This window comes from Hominiventricola aquisgranensis, from assembly GCF_040096225.1.
Classification (GTDB): domain Bacteria; phylum Bacillota; class Clostridia; order Lachnospirales; family Lachnospiraceae; genus Hominiventricola; species Hominiventricola aquisgranensis.
Genome location: NZ_JBBMFC010000017.1, coordinates 49302 through 69053 on the forward strand (window position 1 = coordinate 49302; position 19752 = coordinate 69053).

Sequence of the window (19752 nt, forward strand, 5' to 3'; positions counted from 1 at the left end):
TTTTTCCTCCTTTGCCGGCTCAGCCTGCCTTTGCCATCCCAAAATCCAGCAGCGACATCTGCCCATCCTGAGAAGGCTTTTTTTCCTCCTGCTTGGGTGCCGCCTTGGGTTCCGTCTTTTTCTTCTCTGCCGCCTTCTTGGGTTTGCTCTTTGCAGAGGACTTCCCAGCATACGGCTTGGGAACAAACTTCTCCTCATCCTCATGGTCTTCCTTGGCATCAGGGTCACGGAAATAATCTTCCGCCCACTGATAGCACATATCATCCGGCACATCGCAGCCATATGTCTGCTGTCCGGGACCAGGGCGGGTTCCGCTTGCTTTTAGTTCATCCTGCACATAATCCCATGCCTTTCGGTTGATGTACTGGAAACAGCGGATCATGTTCTTTTTCGGATGCATCGTCAGACGGGCAAACGCCGTATCTTCCATACAGAGCATCTGGATATGCTCGGACACACATTCCTTCATATTTCGCCGTGTCAGTTTTTCTACATCGGTACTCACCCTCTGGGTAGAGGCCGCGATTACTTCTTCATCACTCATCGCTTCCAGACGGGCGATTTGCTCCTGCTCCGCGGCTTTCTTCGCCTGCTGTTTGGCGTCAAATTCCGCTTTGCGCTGGGCTTCAGCCGCCTCATGCTCCGCACGCTTTTTTTCTTCATCTTCTGCGGCGGGCGGTTGTGCCGAATTCCCCTCCTCAGCAGACTTCTCTTCCCCAGCAGGCGCTACTTCATCCGCAGGTTCCTCCTCTGCATCAGCCAAAGCAGTCTCACCGGCAGAAACCGAAGCCGCCGATACTGGGACAGTGTCTGTACCTACAGGCGGCACAGGCAAAGATTCCATCTCCTCCAGCTCAAAGGCTTCATCATCCTCAAAGGCTGCAGACGAATCGAACATACTGTTTTGCTGCTCCATTGCTATTTCTGAAAAAACACCCATTGTAAAATCTCCTTTCGCAAAAAATGGCATGGAGTAGGCCGTTATGACCCTTTCCATGCCATTGTGTGTTGCTCACAGCACATATAAAAGTGTGCTGAAGCTGTCAAAACAGTAGCAGACCACGCCAGTATACTGCCTTGACCATTCCTTGATTTTGTCCTGCACCTCCTGCGCAGTCTTTTGATTGCTCATGTTCCAGGGTGGAGGTACCGTTACGGTAAAGTAGCCATTCTCCAGACAACTTCTGACATCTGCCGGAAGATTGGAGCACTGCTCATACAGTGCTGTAATCTGGCTTTTCTTCTTTTCTGCAATACGCATCTGACCCCTATCCCTTCATTCCTGTTTTTGAGCAGGCTCCGGAAGTCTTTTACACAAGAATGGGGAGAAGCGTACCGGCGCAAAATCCCGGCAGTCATTCACATAGAAGTATGTGCGTTTGCCTTGGCAGTCCAGTTCCACCACATCAGATGGAGCCAACGGACGGCCTCTGTAATCTTCCGGCAAATGCTCATTAAAGTCCAGGAACAGGCGCCCCAGCACTTCCATGTCATTCTGCCCCTTTGGGCAACAGACCTCTGCGCTCCATACCGTCTGATAGGCGGCAGCAGGCGGCTGTTCATATCCAGCCTTACGCAGTGCATCCAGTTGCTTGAACGCGAAAGGTACCGTCTGTGTCTCACCCAGGCAAAGCTGGTAAATGCAAAACCTCCGGAAAACTCTCTGGCTGTCCAGAAGATCCTTCAGCACCTGATTGCCCTGAGCAAGAAATATCTGATACTCTTCCTTTGTCAGCCCCAGATACTCTGTCAGGTCCAAATCTTTCTCCGCTCTGGTGTGCCAAAGCTCGACGCAGCCATCTATATAAGTAAAATCACACTTACCGCACAGATATTGCTGCTTAAAATTCATTCTCTGCACCTCCTTTTCCCTCTGTTCTTTCTCCCGAAGGGCAAGCTGCCAATCATCAAACCCTTTATAATTCGGATTCCAGGTCAGCCGACGACATGCCATTCCATTTTTTCGGGCCATCAGATAGATCTTAGATGCCCCATTAGAGGTCATTTGGTTACTGTACTTATCCATATCATGAGCCTCAATGATCTCCTCAGTGCCATTCTGTGCCAACAGTGCAAACAGCGTATCCAACTGGCTTGTGTTGTTTGCGCCGGCAATCGCCGCAAAAGTCCGGTTTGTCAGGCAGTGTGAGATGTCTGCTTTCAGCAATCCCTCAATGACATAGACCACCCGAGCAGATGGATTGCCGATAAAATGTACCGGGCTCCCGGATGTGACACCCATATTTTTGGACGAGGACGAAAACCAGATGTATTTGGCTCCTGACTTATCCGGTGGATCATCTTTTTGCTTGAGCGGACTATCCAAAAGTATCTGCAGGCCATGTATCATACCGTCGTATCCCACAGCTGGAATCAAAATCCCTGCGTTTTTTCGGTAGAAGTTCATGGTCCAGCGCCCGCTGTCATCCAGATAAAAGCCGGGCACCCCCTCCACCTTGCATCCCTGTTTCATCAGCCGCTCGGTAATGGAGCGGCAAAGGAAAGGGGGTGGAGTGCTCTTGAACCCAATCCGGTCGATCTGTTCATCCGACAGTCCCCGTTTTGGGGAGTGCAGATGGTTGCGGTGGGCAGGCTGAAGAGGCAGCATAGCGAGCAGCAGCGAAAGCGTTTGATGAATTTCCTGTCCGCTGGCCCGTTCTGCTTGCTGCACTGTTTTTAGTTCGCCCCTCCTCTCATATCCGGCAAGGTCGGTCTGAGTCCCCGAAACCGGGGACCCAGTGCCAGCCTGCTGGTTTCCTGCCATCTCATATCCAGAGTTCGGCCGTTCCCTGTGAAAATCGTTGCACAGGGCTTCTCCTATCTCCCAATACGCATCGGATGTAGTCGTATTGTTTAGCCGCGCATAAAGCGCAAGCATACCGCCATGCTCATCACAATAATTGCACCGCCAGACATTTTTGACGAAATTCACATTCATCTTGCCGCGGCGGTCACCACAAAACGGGCAATCCACATATACACTGTTTGCCTGTCGGCGTCTGATTCGTAGATGTAGAAGTTCCACTACATCCATAATACCGAACGGAAAATCTCCTGGATATGAGTCCATCTGTTCTCCCTCCCTTCTTGGCCCCATAGATGGGGCTGCTTATCATCCGGCTTTCTGTGCGGCCATACCATCGAGCATGATCTGCGCCGCAGCACGAACGATATTGTTGGTGCTCTTGTTGCCTGGGGTGAGGTAGAATTTCAGACTCACCGGACGCTCCTTGGCAACTGTTGCCATGGTCTTTCCTTTGCTCAGACCGCTATCCACCACCACATTCTGCGCTTCTTCAAAGGTCATTACCTTCAAGATGTCTTCTACCGGAGTGCTCTCCGTATAAGAAGGCGCCACAGGCTGATCGGGTGCTTCCTGTTGGACAACAGGCGCCACAGGCAGTTCTTCCGGTTCATCCGATTGGAATACGGAGGCGGCCGGCTGCTCAGACGCATCATCCTGTTTTGGACTGCTATCCAATGTAACCTCGCGGCTCGGTACCGGCAGCTCCATATTGGGAGCATTCTCCTCTACCTTGCCGGCAGGCAGTGTATCCATATTCTCCTTCTCTTCTGCAGCCATCTGCTGGACAGTGGGCTGTACCGGAGAAACCGGGGACTGTTCATTCTGAACCGGCTTTGCCGCAGGTTTCTGAATAGGCGCCGGACGAGCAGGCGCATTACGGCGCTCTACGGCGTTCTGAGGCGTTCTCTCCAGCTGGGCATGAACTTCCCCACCAGATTGCCGCAGCGCCGCTCCAGGGGCTTCTACGGGCCTCTGCGCCGCATTTGGCATCGGTTGCTGGATATGAGCTGTCCCGGAAAGCGGAATACTGCTTCCAAACACCTTGCCCGTACTGTCAACAGCAACATCGGCAAACTGCAGACCAAAACCGGCATCCGACAGCGCAGCACTCAATGCCTCATCCTGGGCAGCCTGCACATAGTCGGTACCTTCTTCCGCACTGTGCTGCGAGATGTAACTGCTAATGGGCTCTGCATCACTGCGGTCCAGATAGACTCTGGCCTCCATAATCGCAAGCTGTTCCGTGATCCGCAGGGTAGTCAGTTTCATGCGGCCCTGGGGGTGGCGCAGACGGAACCACAGTTTCTGATAAGGCAATTCCAACTGCAGCATTTCCTCATTTGTCTTTCTGGACACCTTATGGCGCAGAAATTTGAGCGGGTCAAAGCCCGGCACCTTGTTCAGTTCTGCCACTGCCGGAATTGTTTTGTACATCATAGGCATCGGATTACTTTTTTCGTTCATGTTGGAAACTCCTTTCTGACATAAAAATAGGAGACGCCAAGTGCTATTTCTGCATCTGACCTCTCTTTTTTAACTTGCGTTCTTCAATTGTTCTTCCAATGCAGCTGGAATGGGGATACCGGCTTTCTTTGCGTAGGCTTTGAAATACATCTGGATACGCATACCCAGCAGCGTATTTCGCTTTCCAATCTCATTACGATGGATTGCCATAAACAATACCTGTTTCTGCCCAATCAGCACCACCCGCTTTTTAGCGCGCGTGATTCCAGTGTAGAGCAGATTACGATACATCATGATAGTGTGCGCTTTGAGCAGCGGCATAATGACTGTTTCATACTCAGAGCCCATAGCCTTGTGGATCGTAGTAGCATAAGCCAGATCCACATTGCTCAAATCATCTACGCCATATTCCAGCGTCCTGCCAGCACCAAAATCCATGCCGATCTTTTTGCCCTGGTCAGTGTCCTTAATATACCGGATGAAACCCAAATCACCATTAGATACCTTTTCTGTGTTCTTGGTCTGCATGATGCGGTCATTGATCCGGAATATCTTGGGGCCAAACTTGATTTCCTCCTCCGCAGAGCGGAATGGGTTGACCAATTCACGAATGGTCTCATTCAGCTGTTCCGACGACGCGGCGCCTTCTGAACGGAAAGGTGAAAGAATCTGCACATTCTCAATGCCACTCTCCTGTATCTCCAAACAATACCGTTCTGTAATCTTTTCAGCGGTGTCTTCCTGACTATCACCAGACACGAAAACAAAGTCCGGTCCGTAAAACAGTTTGGTATTGCCCTCGTTGATAAATTTGGCATTATAGGCAATCAGACTATCCTTCGACTGACGGAAAATCTGATCCAGCACCGTTACTGGGACGATTTTGGTTTCGATGATTTCACGAAACACATTTCCGGCTCCTACGCTCGGAAGCTGATCTGGGTCGCCTACCAGCACGATTCTGGCATTTATCTTCATGCGTTCAAAAAATTTCTCAGCAAGCCACATATCCACCATGGAAAACTCATCCACAATGATTAAATCGGCCGACAGTGGCTCTGACTTTCTGTTCCGGCTACCCTCATCCTCTTCACTGGTCAGTCCCAGACCACTGTGTAATGTTCGGGCATCCTCAAAGCCGGTACTCTCCGACATCCTGCGGCTTGCCCGACCGGTAGGTGCCATAAGAGCAATTTTGCCATCAGGGTACAGCCGCCGGTAAACCTCAAGTATCGTCCGCAGCACTGTTGTTTTACCAGTACCAGGAGAACCCGTAATCACTGACAAGCCATGCCTAAATGCTGCATAGACCGCAGCCTCCTGCTGTGCAGACAAGCGCAGTCCCATTTCAACCTTGACCTGTTCCAGTACCGGCGCAATATGCTCTACTGGCATCTGGGCGACCAGACGCTGGGCGATCCGGCGCGCCGTTTCGTCCTCTTGGGCAAACACTCTGGGAAGATAGATATTATCCTTCACGGAAACGATTGCTCCATTCAGGATCATTTCCTGCATCATATCCCTGACTTCCTGCTGATGCAGGCGAAGCTCCGGTACAGGTATCTTCTCATTGAGCAGTTTCAGCGCTGATTTCTCCAGTTCTTCAGAACTGATGTACAGATGGCCTCGTTTACTCTTGCCCTCATCCAGCGCACAAAAGACAGCCCCTTTGATACGCATAGGGTCATGGAGATTGCCCCCGCTCTTTTGTACGATTGCATCTACCCGCCGAAATCCAAAGCCGGAGATCTGGCAAAGCTCAAATGGGCTCTTTTCCAAAATCTCTACGCTGGTCGGGCCGAAATATTGATATATTTTCAATGCCGTCTTGGGAGTAATCTTAAACGGTGCCAGCAAGGTCATAATTCCTTGGAGCATACGGTTTTCTGCATAAGAAGCTTTGATGTCCTCCAATTTATTTTCCGTAATGCCCCGGATCTCCAACAGCCGCTCCGGCTGGTGTTCCAGAATATCCAGTGTGTCCACACCGAACCGCTCCACAATGTCTGCGGCGGTTTTGGGACCAATCCCTTTGATAAGCCCGGAGGCAAGATAGCCCTCTACGCCGTTTTTTGTTCTGGGCACAATTTCACGCCACTGCTCCACCTGGAGCTGGACACCATACTTGCCTTTTGCCCATTCCCCATCCAGTTCCAACTCTACCGCATCTGTCCGTGGAATCTCATACCCCACAGCTGTAAAGCGGATCAAATGGTCTTTGTACCGCCTGTTTGACCTGGCCTCAGCTGGCACGCTCTGGTCTGCGGTTTTTACACTGACGATACAAAACTTATTGGCAGGATTATAAAAAATCGTCCCGTCGTAGGTACCAATACAATTCATCCTTTTTCACCTCACTAAGCGGCCTCCATAATCGAGGCTCTAACACTGAACCGTCTGGATTCGGATACTGTAACAAACTGTTCGTAAATATCCGGATGCTCCAGTTTCAACCGAAGCAGGTTATCCTTGTCGATGATGGACTTGCGAACAGGGGTATAGGTAACCGTATAGTTCACTCCCTCCTGCTCACAGACTGCAGTACAGCTGGTACCCATTTCCGCAATCAACAGCGCCTTCAGACGCTGAATATCCTTGTCGATTTCTTTGGAGTACACCTCTGCATTTTTCTTTTCATCCAGAAGCCGCAAATACTGCATGAGTTTTGCAGTCATATCCAGGTCGAGTGCAACGGCCGGGGCATTTTTATCTGCCGGGCCAAAGTGTTTGCGTGCGCTCTCAATAATCAAGGCCCCACTTTCTGTATAGGGCGGCGGCACATGGCGCTGCACATGGTTTTCCCAGAAATACTGCTCCAAAAAGACCATCTCAGCCTCATACTCGAAATCACGCTTGACCTCCCGGATAATAACTTCCTCCTCGTTGTTACCATACAGGCAGCAAAAGAAACATCGGTCAAGATCCGTTACTGCCATATAATGACGCCCCTGAGATTCATAGTAGACTGGAACAGTCTCCTTCCCATTCATCCACCAGTTATCTCTGGCATTATAGTTTGTGGTCTTGATCTCAAGGATCGCTGTGGTGCCATCCGGCAGTTCCACAAAGTAGTCCACATCAGCCAGCATCCAAGGATACTGTGGGTGCTGGAACATCTTTTTGATTTGGTAGACCCGATATCCGGTTTTCCGCTCGAATATCTTTGCTACCAGAGGCTCCAGCAAATGCCCCATTTCCATGGCAACCCAGTTGCCCTCATCATCTTCCACTGACGCTATGTTCAGTTTGTCGTAGTACAGATCCCTGGCTGTCCGGAATGGAGAAGTGCCAAAGATCGCCGATACATCGCTGCCGCCGATTCCACGGCGCCGGTAATCCAGCCAGTCTTCTTCTGAAATATCTGCCGTTTCTACCAGCACCAGCGGTTCATGCCGCTTTCGTTCAGCACTATTGCTGCCGGACATATCAAATCCCCCTTCGTGATCTTCGGGGCAAAATAACTGCCCTCGCCATTGGTGCAACATTTCGGGGCCGGAGCGAAGATACTGCCTGTCTCTTCATCTTCCAGTCCGTGGAATGTGCCGGCTTGACCCGCCGACCATTCTGCTTTCTTTTCTGCTTCACATTCATGTACATGACCTGCCTTTCTCAGTTTTGATTTATCCTTAAAGCCCTTTCAGGCTTACAGGCAATAAAAAAGCGAGAATGACAGACGGCATAAAGCCTGGCGCCCATAGTTGCCTATGAACCGATGTCATTCTCGCAATGGTGGGTAAATCCCATAAAATAAAAAAAGCCAGCAATATACCGGCCTGAAAAGGCGCAGTGATACTACTGACACAAGTACAAAATTAACAGCGTGTGCAATGCAGTCATTACTCCGCAACACAAGCCCTAAAGCCTGTGTACCCTGACGGGCAACGCACAAAAATCAATTACATTGCAATTCTAACACAATATATAGTGCTTGTCAATTCAAATATTCTATATATTGATTTTTGGATTTTCTTTAAATTTTCTTTCCTCTTTGCAGAAGTTCTTTCTTCCCTGCCTATTTATAGGATGTATCGGATCATTTGGTAATACCGGATGATCCCTACACTCTTTTAGTACCTTGACAAGTTCATAACCTCTATGGGGAGTTATACAGGAATTCTGGACAGTGTGCGATGACCACAGAAGCGCGCCCATAATCGAAGTGCTGCACAGCAGCAGCCTGAAATACACGGCAGAACCGTTCTGGCGTAGGAAATGGCCCCATTAGAGTTCTTTTGTTATTTCAATACCTCCTGACCTCAAGACCGTTTTCATTGTTTTTGTTGAAAACCTTCTTCTACAAATCGTAAGGGATCATTGTAATCGAAAAAAGGAGGACGATTATGGAGAAAAGAAAACCGAATGACCTACCGCCGGAGCAGTGCTTGGCTGTTGATACCGATACCCTTTGCAAACTGTTGTGCTGTGGAAGGCACACTGCAGTACAGATTGGGGATCTTGCCAATGCACGCATTACCATGAACACCCGTGTCCTATGGAGTGTCCAGCGTATCAAAGAATATCTTTATGATATTTCCGGCTAAATAACCATGCCAGTAAGGCGCACTACACTTTTATAATCAGGAGGTACCAGTAATGGCAAAAGTGAGAAAAGACAACAAAGGACGAAATCTTCGGCCTGGAGAAACACAACGGGCAGATGGCAGCTATATGTATGTCTACAAATTAGGCACTAAAAAGAAATATCTTTACGACTCCGATCTCGCAAGTCTTCGTGTCAAAGAAAAGCAGATCAACAAAGATAAGGATGATGGCATCCGTACTCAGGAAGCCATGAAGCTTACCCTGAATGATATGTTCAAGGTCTACATGAATAACAACATCAAACTGAAGCCCTCTACCAGAGCAAATTATCTTTACCTGTGGGACTTCTATGTGAAAGAAGAGCCTTTCGCTAACATGCCTCTGCCACAAATCCACAGAAGTGATATTCTCGCGTTTTATACCAAACTGCTGAAACACGGCTTTGCTATCAACTCACTGGAGAGCATCAACACCATTGTTCACCCTACGCTTGAAATGGCCGTGGACGACGATTACATCCGCAAAAATCCCAGCAAGGGCATTTACCGCAAGCTCAAGACGGATGGCAGCGCTCCAAAGCCTAAACGGCGGATCGCACTCACTAAAACGCAACAGCAGAATTTCCTGCGTTTTATTGCCAAGTCCCCTACATACAGCCATTGGCTCCCCATCATGACTGTGCTCCTTGGAACAGGAATGCGTGTAGCAGAATGTACCGGCATTACCAAAAGCGATATTAACTTGAGCGAAAACACAATCTCGGTCAACCACAACTTAATCTACCGGGTCATTGACGGAAAAGCCGGATTTCACATTACCACTCCCAAAACTGAGAGCGGTACACGAATTATCCCTATCCTCTATCCAGAGGTGGCCGAGCAGCTTCGCCTCCAGATTGAAACCATCGACGCATTGTATCCAGACGATCAACTGGTGTTAGGAGGAGTTCACGGTTTTGTTTTCCGCAACCGAACCGGCTCATTCATGAGCGCCCACAATATCAATCGGGCGATTGAGAGAATCAGCGTAACTTACAACATGGAGGAAATGGATCAGGCTGAACTGGAAGACCGTGAACCGGATCTGCTCCCTCATTTTAGTGTTCACAACTTGCGGCACACCTTCTGTACCCGGCTCTGCGAAAGCACCAACGATGTTAAATTCATTCAGCAAGTCATGGGGCATGCCGATTTCTCTACTACAATGGACATCTACACCCATATTACACAAGAGAATATGCAGGAGAAGGCAAAAAACATTAGTGTGAACATGAAGCTGATGTAAAAAGAAAGGCGAATCTGCATTTTATAAGCAGATCCGCCTTTCATATTGCTTCATCCGGTTTCGTAGGGTCTCGCGCAAAAGTTGTAGAAAAGTTGTAGTAACGCGATTTTTTGTAGTAAATGACCTCTTTAGTACAGCTTTGCTCCTGCCGGAATACTGTCATCCAGCATCAAAAGATTTAAGCCTTCCCGTCCGTCATACTCGTACACTGCGGAAATCAGCATACCCTCGGAATCAATACCCATCATCTTTCTCGGCGGCAGGTTTGTGATTGCCACACAGGTCTTACCAACCAGCTCTTCCGGCTCGTAATACTCGTGAATACCGCTTAAAATGGTGCGTTTCCGGTCTGTTCCGTCATTCAGTGTGAATTTCAGGAGCTTCTTGGACTTCGGCACTGCCTCACAGGCTTCGATCTTAACCACTCTGAAATCAGACTTGCTGAATGTCTCAAAGTCTACATCATCTGCAAACAACGGCTCGATTTTCACCTTGGAAAGATCAATCTGTACGCTTGGCGCGGACACGGTTGCATCCTCTGCAGAACCATTTACCGCTGCTTTTTCGGCTTTGTTTTCAGCCTTCTTTGGGTCCAGGGTCTTCATTGTCGGGAACAGAAGAACGTCTCTGATCGCCGGACTGTCAGTCAGCAGCATTACCAGACGGTCAATACCGTATCCGATACCACCTGTCGGCGGCATACCGATCTCCAGTGCATTCAGGAAATCTTCATCTGTATGCTGAGCCTCATCATCTCCAGCTTCTGCATTTGCATCCTGCTGTGCAAAACGCTCTCTCTGATCGATCGGGTCATTCAGCTCGGAATATGCGTTACACATCTCCCAGGTGTTGATAAACAGCTCAAAACGCTCTACCTTGTTCGGATCGGACGGCTTCTTCTTGGTCAGCGGGGAGATGGACAGCGGATGATCCATGATAAAGGTCGGCTGGATCAGCTCTTTCTCACAGTACTCCTCGAAGAACAGATTGATGATGTCACCCTTGGTATGACGCTCTTCATATTCGATATGGCGCTCGTCTGCCAGTCTCTTGGCTTCCTCATCTGTCTCGACAGCATCAAAGTCGATGCCTGCATATTTCTTGATCGCATCATTCATGGTCAGACGCTCGAACGGCTTTCCAAAATCGATCTCAATTCCGTTATAAGTAAATTTGGTGCTTCCGCATACTTTCTCTGCCAGATAACGGAACATACTCTCTGTCAGCTCCATCATGCCCTCGTAGTCCGTGTATGCCTGATACAGCTCCATCAGAGTGAACTCCGGATTATGACGGGTATCAACACCTTCATTACGATATACACGACCGATCTCGAAGACTCTCTCAAGTCCGCCAACGATCAGTCTCTTCAGATACAGCTCCAGAGAAATACGAAGCTTGACATCCTCATTCAGTGCATTGTAATGAGTCTCAAATGGACGGGCAGCGGCACCGCCTGCATTGGAAACCAGAGTCGGGGTCTCCACTTCCATGAAATCTCTGCCTGCCAGGAAGGTACGAATCTCTTTGATAATCTGAGAACGTTTGATAAAGGTGTTCTTTACATCTTCGTTCATGATCAGATCCACATATCTCTGACGATAACGCATATCTGTATCCGTAATTCCGTGATATTTCTCCGGAAGGATCTGTAAGCTCTTGCTTAACAGAGTCATCTTCTCTGCATGAACAGAGACCTCACCGGTCTTGGTACGGAATGCATATCCTTCCACGCCATAAATATCACCGATATCAGATTTCTTAAAATCTGCATAGGACTCTTCTCCGATGGCATCTCTTGCCACATATACCTGAATGGTTCCCTGCAGATCACGGATATTGCAGAAAGAAGCCTTTCCCATAACACGCTTGAACATCATACGTCCAGCGATAGATATATGGATCGGCTGAGCATCCATAATCGCTCTTCTCTCATTATAATCTGCATTCAGTGCTTCTTTTGCCTGTGCCTCATCCATCCCCTCTGTGTTCAGAGGAACTCTTCCTGCAAGGATCTTTGCCTCGTGAGCATTATATAATTCCTTAACTTCAGCGGAATGATGGGTCTGGTTATATTTTGTGATCTGGAACGGATCTTTTCCTGCTGCCTGAAGATCTGCCAGCTTTTCGCGGCGTACTTTCAGAAGCTGATTCAGATCCTGCTCCTGTCCCTTTTGTCCTGCCATTCTTATACTCCCTCTTAGTTTGCTCTGTGAATACTCAGTACTTTGTACTTGATCACGCCTGCCGGTGCCTCTACTTCTACGATATCTCCGACTTTTGCACCAATCAGTGCCTGTCCAAACGGAGACTCGTTGGAAATCTTATTCTGAAGGCTGCTTGCCTCGGAAGAACCAACCAGTTTATACTCTTCCTCTTCGTCATACTCTACGTCCAGTACACGTACCAGACAGCCAATACTGATCTTGTCAAGATCGATCTCCTCATCCAGAACAACCTCTGCATTCTTGAGGATCTTCTCGATCTGCTCAATACGAGCCTCAATATCACGCTGCTCGTCTTTTGCTGCATCATACTCAGCGTTCTCTGACAGATCTCCCTGCTCTCTTGCTTCTTTAATCTTCTGAGCGATCTCACGTCTCTGATTTACTTTCAGATCCTGTAATTCGTCCTCCAGTTTTTTTAATCCTTCATAGGTAAGAATATTTTTCTTCTCAGCCATGCTCTACACCTTCCAATCATACTACGGCAGACACTGCCTCTATTATCTCATTGAAACAACGTATTATACCCATATTTTGCTGAATCTGTCAAGCTGGTTTTCCCATAGATTCAGGTCTAAAACCAGATTTCCAGGCATTTTTTCAAGTTCTGTTTTGTCAAGCACAAGAAATGGAAGTCCATACATCTCCATGGCTTCTTCTTCCATCTCAGCAAATGCCTCCGCCCGGTCTGTAACCAGATACATCACCTGCGGATCTTTCATAAGGTTTCTCAGGATTCCTTTAATCCTCCATGCTGGTTCATCTTCTTTATCGATCAACGTCAGTTCCAGCTGTCGCCTTGGAATCTCACGCTGGCGTCTTATATAAAGTATGATCTCAGGGATCCGCGGCACATAATCAGCAAACTGCCACTGTCTGACCAACGATTCCGACTCCTGTGTTCTATCTGATTGCTCATCACTGGTACCATTCAGCAGTTTTGATATAAAATTTTTTATAAAATCCAACATCGCAGCATCACCTCTGATGCTACTATATGCTACAACTGTTCCAGCAATCCTGTTAATTCTTCAAGACTTGTGATCTCATTGACTCTTGCCCGTAATTTTGCGGAATGAGGATAGCCTGTGGTATACCATGCTACGTGCTTGCGCATTTCCCGCATGCCCGTGTAGACACCTTTTTCCTGCACCAGCAGCGCTGCATGCTTTAAGATCATCTGCTTTACTTCTTCCAGTGTCGGCTTTGCCTCGTGTTCTCCCGTCTCCATCCAATGCAGGATCTGATGGAAGATCCATGGATTTCCCTGGGCACCTCTGCCGATCATCACACCGTCACAGCCAGTCTCCCGCATGATTGCATCTGCGCTCTCTGCTGAAGTCACGTCACCGTTCCCGATCACAGGAATCTTCACCGCTTCTTTCACCTGACGGATAATATCCCAGTCCGCTTTTCCACTGTAATACTGCTCCCTGGTTCGTCCGTGGACTGCCACAGCAGCCGCACCGCTGGCTTCCGCGATTTTCGCAATCTCTACTGCATTTACATGGCTCTCGTCAAATCCCTTTCGGATCTTGACGGTCACCGGCTTTCTGATGGCACGGGCAGTCTTGGTGATGATCTCCTCCACCAGCTTTGGATTCTTCATAAGTGCAGAACCTTCACCGTTTCCAGTCACTTTCGGCACAGGACAGCCCATGTTAATATCCAGAATGGAAAATGGACGCTCCTCGATCCGCTTTGCCATCTCACTGATTACATCGGGATCTGACCCGAAGAGCTGCAGCGATACCGGAGGCTCTCTGTCATCAATTGCCATCAGTGCTTCCGTATTCTTATTGTTATATAAGATCGCCTTGGCACTGACCATCTCCATACACAGAAGTCCTGCCCCCTGTTCCTTGCACAACAGACGAAATGGCAGGTCGGTAACGCCTGCCATAGGTGCAAGAATCAGATTATTTTCCAGTTGTACATCTCCAATCTGCAGTTTCCGAATCATTCTACATCTTCTCCCAGGAAAAATACCTTGTAAAATAACTCCAGTGACTGCAGAAATTCTGCTTTTTCTTTCCGGATCTGACGGATCTTCAGCTCGCTTCCGATCTCGTCATAGAGCAGGTCTCCTTCATCCGCCGACGTCTCCAGCAAAAGCTTGCCGTCCTCATCGAACACCAGCGTCAGAATACCTCCCACATCCTCCGTAAACAGCACGCACATGATCTTCAGTTCATCCTGGACCTGTGACGGCAGACTCTTAAAATCTTCATTTAAATAATATTTCTGTTCATATGCACTGGCTCCGCACAGCACAACCTGATCCTGATACATTCATTCACCTCTGTTCATCATACATATCCATAAAATCCCCGGACAGATACTTCGCCCGCATAGACACTGACTTTCTCTCCGGTATCGTCTCTGACTACCATAAGCTCGCCATCCTGATTAATGCCTTCCGCTACGCCAGTGTACTCATGTCCCGGCTCCAACACGCGAATTTTCCGTCCACAGTTGACACAGATCTGATTATATTCCTCATAAAGTTCTGACAGATCTTCTGTCTTCTGGAAGATCTCATAGATGCGCTCCAATTCTTCCATAATTGCCGCAATCAGTGCCGCACGGCCGATCTGTTTTCCTGCCTCCAGACACAGAGACCCTGCAATCTCACGGATCTCCTCCGGGAATTCCTTCTGATTTACATTGATACCGATTCCTATGACTACATAATTGATGTAATCCACTTCTGTATTCATTTCTGTGAGAATTCCACACACCTTATGTCCGTTGACGACTACATCATTGGGCCACTTGATTCCTGCATCCAGTCCTGTCACCCGGCGAATTCCGCAGGTAACTGCCATGGCAGCCAGAAGTGTCATGCGGGATGCATGTTCCGGTCGGAATCTCGGACGCAGAAGCAATGTCATAGCAATATTACTGCCCTTAGGGGTAGACCAGCTCCTTCCCCGACGGCCTTTTCCTCCGGTCTGCTCATCCGCTACCACCAATGTTCCTGAAGGAGTTCCGTCTTCTGCGATCCGTTTTGCATAGTTATTAGTGGAATCAACACTTTCCAGATAAATGCAATTCTCAGCCATCCAGTTCGTATGCAGACGACTCCTGATCTCTTCTGCGGTAATCACATCTGGTGTAGTCATGATCCGGTATCCTCTGTTTTTCACTGCTTCTACTTCATAGCCTTCTTCTTTTAACTGCTGGATCACTTTCCAGACTGCTGTCCGTGACACATGAAACCGCTCGCACAACTGCTGTCCGGATACATATCCATCGGATTCTCTCAATATTTTCAATAATTCTGTTTTCATAAGATTCCTCCTGCCAGCAAGATTGAGCAGATTGTGGCTGTCCACATACAAGATGCCAGGATCAGTTCCACTGCCCCTGCGATCCGATTTCCCGATGTCCACTCCTTGACAACACCCAGGGAATACATCAGTCCTCCGGCACCGAATGCCAGTGTCACACACAAAGAATGATATTGTCTGTCCGATGCCGCCGTAAATGCCATGGCCACAATGAACAGGCAGATCCATATATTACATAACCGATAATGTTTCAGAAGAGACTTCATCGTTCCGTTACTCCCAAATCTCCTTATGCTCCCAGAGTAGCTGCCATGACAGCCTTAATGGTATGCATACGATTCTCTGCTTCATCAAACACAACAGACTGACTGGATTCAAATACTTCATCCGTAACTTCCATGGCATCAATGCCAAATTTCTTGCTGATCTCTTTTCCGATCTTGGTTCCCAGATCATGGAACGCCGGCAGACAATGCATAAATACAGCCTGCTCTCCTGCACATTCCATCACCTCACGGTTCACCTGATACGGATACAGATCTTTGATCCGCTCTGCCCATACTTCATCCGGCTCTCCCATGGATACCCATACATCGGTGTAGATCACATCTGCACCTTTGACTGCCTTCTCTAAATTTTCTTCCAGAGTGATCTTGGCTCCGGTCTCTTTTGCGATCTCCTGGCACTGTGCTACCAGCTCTTCTGACGGCCAGTATTTCTTCGGCGCACATGCAGTAAAGTCCATACCCATCTTCGCGCAGCCTACCATCCAGGAATTTCCCATATTATAACGGGCATCACCCATGTATACTACTTTTACCTTCAATGTTCCAAAATGCTCACGGATGGTCAGCATATCTGCCAGGATCTGTGTTGGATGAAACTCATTGGTCAAACCATTCCATACCGGAACTCCAGCATATTTTGCAAGTTCTTCCACAATATCCTGTCCATATCCACGATATTCAATTCCCTCATACATTCTTCCCAGAACGCGGGCCGTATCTGCTATACTCTCTTTTTTCCCGATCTGGGATCCGCTTGGGTCAAGATACGTAGTTCCCATTCCCAGATCATGGGCAGCCACCTCAAAAGAGCAACGAGTACGGGTACTGGTCTTCTCAAAGATCAGCGCTACATTTTTACCTCTCAATGTATCTACCAGAATACCATTTTTCTTCTTCTCTTTCAGCTCTGCTGCCAGGTCCAGCAGATACTCCATCTCCTCCGGTGTATAATCCAGTAATTTCAGAAAATTTCTTCCTTTTAAGTCCATGTGTTTGCCCTCCTGCCATTTTATCAGCAAACGGGCTGGCGCATCTAGCGTCAGCCCGAATGATATACGTTCCGTATTCTGCGGCTGTTATGCCTCTTTTGCGATCTCTGCCACAGATGTTACCACACCTGCCATCTTCTGAATATCAGACGGAATAATGATCTTGGTTGCCTGACCGTCAGCTGCCTTTGCAAATGCTTCCATTCCTTTCAGGCGAAGTACGGATTCATCCACTCCAACCTCTTTGAGGAAACGAAGACCATCTGCATTTGCCTGCTGCACTTTCAGAATAGCCTCTGCCTGACCTTCTGCCTCGCGGATCATCTTCTCCTTCTGTGCCTCTGCACGAAGGATAGCTGCCTGTTTCTCAGCCTCTGCATCCAGAATTGCAGATTCTTTCTTACCTTCTGCTACAAGAATGGTGGACTTCTTCTCACCTTCTGCACGAAGGATGGCTTCACGACGTTCACGCTCTGCCTTCATCTGCTTCTCCATAGCATCCTGGATAGCAGCCGGTGGAATGATGTTCTTAAGCTCCACACGTTTTACTTTGATTCCCCACGGGTCAGTTGCCACATCCAGAGATGCACGCATCTTGGTGTTGATAGTCTCGCGGGATGTAAGAGTCTGGTCAAGTTCCAGATCACCGATAATATTTCTAAGGGTCGTTGCTGTCAGATTCTCGATTGCCATGATCGGATTCTCAACACCGTATGCATAGAGCTTCGGATCCGTGATCTCGAAGAATACAACAGTGTCGATTCTCATGGTTACATTATCTTTTGTGATCACCGGCTGTGGGGCAAAATCCACAACCTGCTCTTTTAAGGTCACTTTTCTTGCCACACGGTCAATGATCGGCACTTTAAAGTGGATTCCCACTTTCCAGGTGCCATTGTAAGCACCAAGCCGCTCGATGACCAGCGCCGTAGTCTGCGGTACGATCTTCACACAGGATGCAAGGATCATCAGAATAATAAGTATCAAAATAGCCAGTACAATGAGCATTTAATTTTCCTCCTTTATCTCTTCCACGATTAGTTTCACGCCTTCGATTGAGCAGATCTTCACTTTTCTGCCTGCCGGAATGATCTTCAGGTCATCTGTGCTTCTGGCCATCCACTCGATGTCTGCAATGTTCACCTTGCCGGACTGTGCCAGATTGTCGATCTTCTCACTTACCACTACCGTCTTTCCTACCAGACTGTCTGCATTGGTGCTTACCTGATTGTTCTTCATGTAACGCACTGCCATGGGTCTGGTCAGTAACAGAAATGCCAAAGACAGAACAAGAAAAAGCATCCACTGAATCACAGGACCCGCTCCGAAGAATGTGGACAGAAAAGCCGCTGTGGCTCCGCCCGCAAACCATATGGTTGTCAGTCCCAGTGTCGCGATTTCAATCACAAGAAGTATAATGATCAATACCAGCCATCCAATAGCCGGATTCATGTTCAGCATAGTACCGCCCTCCATTCCTATGATTGTTACCATTATCTCATGAGCCCGGCTCATTCGATAATTTCGTCGCTCGTCAATCGCACAAGCACGTTGACTCGCTTGCACTCATTATACAATATTCCCTGATAATTGACAACCAAAACAAAAAGAAGCAGAAAATGGTCAGTTCCATCCTCTGCCTCTGTATATCCTTTTACCAGAATACATGATTTCCGATTGCGATTCCCTGCATACCGGAAGACACACTTCTGAAATGAGTTGCCGTTCCAACGGTGGTCTCACCATTGATAGCCGCCTGTGCTGCCTGCATACAGCTTGCCTTCGGACCACTGGCCAGAATCGCTGACACTTTTCCGGTAGCTGCCGGTCCAAACTGTCCCGGTGCCGAGATCACTCCCTGGATCGTATTCGGATAGGATCCGCTCCGTACCCGGTTCATGACCACTGCGCCAACACCTAGCTGTCCTTCGTATGGCTGGTTGCCACTCTCGGACTGGATCAGTGCTGCCAGAAGAGTTACTTCGTCAGTGCTTGCTGCAATAGCGCCCAGATTTTTGGTTCGCTTTGCCTTTTCTTCCTCTGCACGGCGCGCTGCCTCTTCGGCCTCGATCTGCTCCATGGTCTTAGCTTCGCCGTAATTGTAACTTACTTCCACATAATCTGCAGATACATAATCGATCTCTCCATCCGAGTAGATGACCTGCAGCCATCCATCTTCTTCCTCGCCAACCTCGATCTGCTCCCCATGTCCGATCAGATCGATCACCGGTGAATCAGTATTTGCCTCATCTCTCACCTTCAGGCCGTCCGCTGTCACAGTGGCAATCTTCTTTACATCTTCTTCTGCACGCTCTTCCGCGTCTTTTCCAAATGCCAGATATTCATCGCTGACCCATCCGTCCACATCTCCGGACTGGATTCTTGTCCATCCTTCCTGCTGCTCCAGGATCTCTCCGGCATCGCCTTTAAACATCTTACCAACTGCCGCAGAGTCGCTGCTTGCTTCCGCACGGATAGTAACAGAATCTTCTACGTTCGCCATTACTTTGCCGTACCACTCATTCTCCTCTGCCAGCAGCTGATCTATTTCCTCTGCTGATAACTGTTCCATCATGGAATTCCATGTATCCTTGCCTTCCTCTCCCAGACTTGCAAATCCTGTGAGACACATCCACAAAGATAATAAGACAAGCACGGACAACCCCTTTTTACACATAACATATCCTCCTGTATCTGTGCTGTTGCTATTATGTTATTCTAAATGTTACAGAAATATTACAATTATTACGAAGATTCTAACAGAAGATTTCATTTTTGTCAAATAAATCGAGTAGGAGGGAAAATTAAATAAATTTTCCCGACCTCTCACACCACCGTACGTACGGTTCCGTATACGGCGGT

At 48.3% G+C, this 19752-nt stretch carries 19 protein-coding genes; 2 read left to right on the forward strand and 17 right to left on the reverse strand.

The window, feature by feature from the left end:
* Positions 1-19: 19 nt before the first annotated feature.
* The 6 genes from WMO62_RS10475 to WMO62_RS10500 all read right to left on the reverse strand — a co-directional run bounded on the left by WMO62_RS10475 (position 20) and on the right by WMO62_RS10500 (position 7695).
* Positions 20-940, reverse strand: coding sequence for a PcfK-like family protein (locus tag WMO62_RS10475; protein WP_182439116.1), 921 nt, complete (start codon positions 938-940; stop codon positions 20-22).
* Positions 941-1012: 72 nt separating this feature from the next.
* A complete protein-coding gene (locus WMO62_RS10480) occupies positions 1013-1261 on the reverse strand; it encodes a hypothetical protein (RefSeq protein WP_025529719.1) in 249 nt (82 codons plus the stop codon).
* A gap of 15 nt (positions 1262-1276) precedes the next feature.
* Positions 1277-3070 (reverse strand): YodL domain-containing protein, encoded by a 1794-nt coding sequence (locus tag WMO62_RS10485; RefSeq protein ID WP_118668487.1) that lies wholly within the window; start codon positions 3068-3070, stop codon positions 1277-1279.
* A gap of 42 nt (positions 3071-3112) precedes the next feature.
* A complete protein-coding gene (locus WMO62_RS10490; protein ID WP_118668486.1) occupies positions 3113-4270 on the reverse strand; it encodes a hypothetical protein in 1158 nt (385 codons plus the stop codon).
* A 69-nt stretch (positions 4271-4339) separates the two neighbouring features.
* Positions 4340-6613, reverse strand: coding sequence for an SF1B family DNA helicase RecD2 (gene recD2 / locus WMO62_RS10495; protein WP_118668485.1), 2274 nt, complete (start codon positions 6611-6613; stop codon positions 4340-4342).
* A 14-nt stretch (positions 6614-6627) separates the two neighbouring features.
* A complete protein-coding gene (locus WMO62_RS10500) occupies positions 6628-7695 on the reverse strand; it encodes a YqaJ viral recombinase family nuclease (protein ID WP_118668484.1) in 1068 nt (355 codons plus the stop codon).
* 915 nt (positions 7696-8610) lie between these two features.
* Between WMO62_RS10500 and WMO62_RS10505 the strand changes: the two genes are divergently transcribed.
* Both WMO62_RS10505 and WMO62_RS10510 read left to right on the forward strand, forming a co-directional pair.
* A complete protein-coding gene (locus tag WMO62_RS10505) occupies positions 8611-8811 on the forward strand; it encodes a hypothetical protein (protein WP_003501914.1) in 201 nt (66 codons plus the stop codon).
* A 52-nt stretch (positions 8812-8863) separates the two neighbouring features.
* Positions 8864-10096 (forward strand): site-specific integrase, encoded by a 1233-nt coding sequence (locus WMO62_RS10510; protein WP_006874387.1) that lies wholly within the window; start codon positions 8864-8866, stop codon positions 10094-10096.
* A gap of 128 nt (positions 10097-10224) precedes the next feature.
* Here WMO62_RS10510 and lysS read toward each other — a convergent pair whose 3' ends face one another.
* The 11 genes from lysS to WMO62_RS10565 all read right to left on the reverse strand — a co-directional run bounded on the left by lysS (position 10225) and on the right by WMO62_RS10565 (position 19567).
* The gene (gene lysS, locus WMO62_RS10515; RefSeq protein WP_349144599.1) at positions 10225-12282 is read right to left on the reverse strand and encodes a lysine--tRNA ligase; all 2058 of its coding nucleotides are present in this window, start codon (positions 12280-12282) and stop codon (positions 10225-10227) included.
* Between the two features lie 14 nt (positions 12283-12296).
* Complete coding sequence (gene greA, locus WMO62_RS10520; protein WP_117497548.1) at positions 12297-12779, reverse strand: transcription elongation factor GreA; 483 nt, start codon at positions 12777-12779, stop codon at positions 12297-12299.
* A gap of 63 nt (positions 12780-12842) precedes the next feature.
* Positions 12843-13292, reverse strand: coding sequence for a hypothetical protein (locus WMO62_RS10525; protein WP_178756745.1), 450 nt, complete (start codon positions 13290-13292; stop codon positions 12843-12845).
* 29 nt (positions 13293-13321) lie between these two features.
* Entirely contained in the window at positions 13322-14284 is a 963-nt protein-coding gene (gene dusB, locus WMO62_RS10530; RefSeq protein WP_118511653.1) for a tRNA dihydrouridine synthase DusB, read from the reverse strand.
* A complete protein-coding gene (locus WMO62_RS10535) occupies positions 14281-14613 on the reverse strand; it encodes a DUF6145 family protein (protein WP_117497544.1) in 333 nt (110 codons plus the stop codon). Before WMO62_RS10535 ends, dusB begins: the two co-directional genes overlap by 4 nt.
* Before the next feature lie 17 nt (positions 14614-14630).
* Positions 14631-15614, reverse strand: a complete 984-nt coding sequence (locus tag WMO62_RS10540; protein WP_178756748.1) for a biotin--[acetyl-CoA-carboxylase] ligase — start codon at positions 15612-15614, stop codon at positions 14631-14633.
* Entirely contained in the window at positions 15611-15880 is a 270-nt protein-coding gene (locus tag WMO62_RS10545) for a hypothetical protein (RefSeq protein ID WP_118511647.1), read from the reverse strand. The genes WMO62_RS10540 and WMO62_RS10545 overlap by 4 nt, the downstream gene beginning before the upstream one ends.
* A 23-nt stretch (positions 15881-15903) precedes the next feature.
* Positions 15904-16890 (reverse strand): ornithine carbamoyltransferase, encoded by a 987-nt coding sequence (gene argF / locus WMO62_RS10550; RefSeq protein WP_349144600.1) that lies wholly within the window; start codon positions 16888-16890, stop codon positions 15904-15906.
* An 87-nt stretch (positions 16891-16977) separates the two neighbouring features.
* A complete protein-coding gene (locus WMO62_RS10555) occupies positions 16978-17898 on the reverse strand; it encodes an SPFH domain-containing protein (protein WP_117497537.1) in 921 nt (306 codons plus the stop codon).
* Entirely contained in the window at positions 17899-18351 is a 453-nt protein-coding gene (locus WMO62_RS10560; protein ID WP_349144601.1) for an NfeD family protein, read from the reverse strand.
* Positions 18352-18544: 193 nt separating this feature from the next.
* Positions 18545-19567 carry an SH3 domain-containing protein gene (locus WMO62_RS10565; RefSeq protein WP_178756751.1) on the reverse strand — a complete coding sequence of 341 codons (1023 nt, stop codon included), beginning with the start codon at positions 19565-19567 and terminating at the stop codon, positions 18545-18547.
* Positions 19568-19752: the final 185 nt, after the last annotated feature.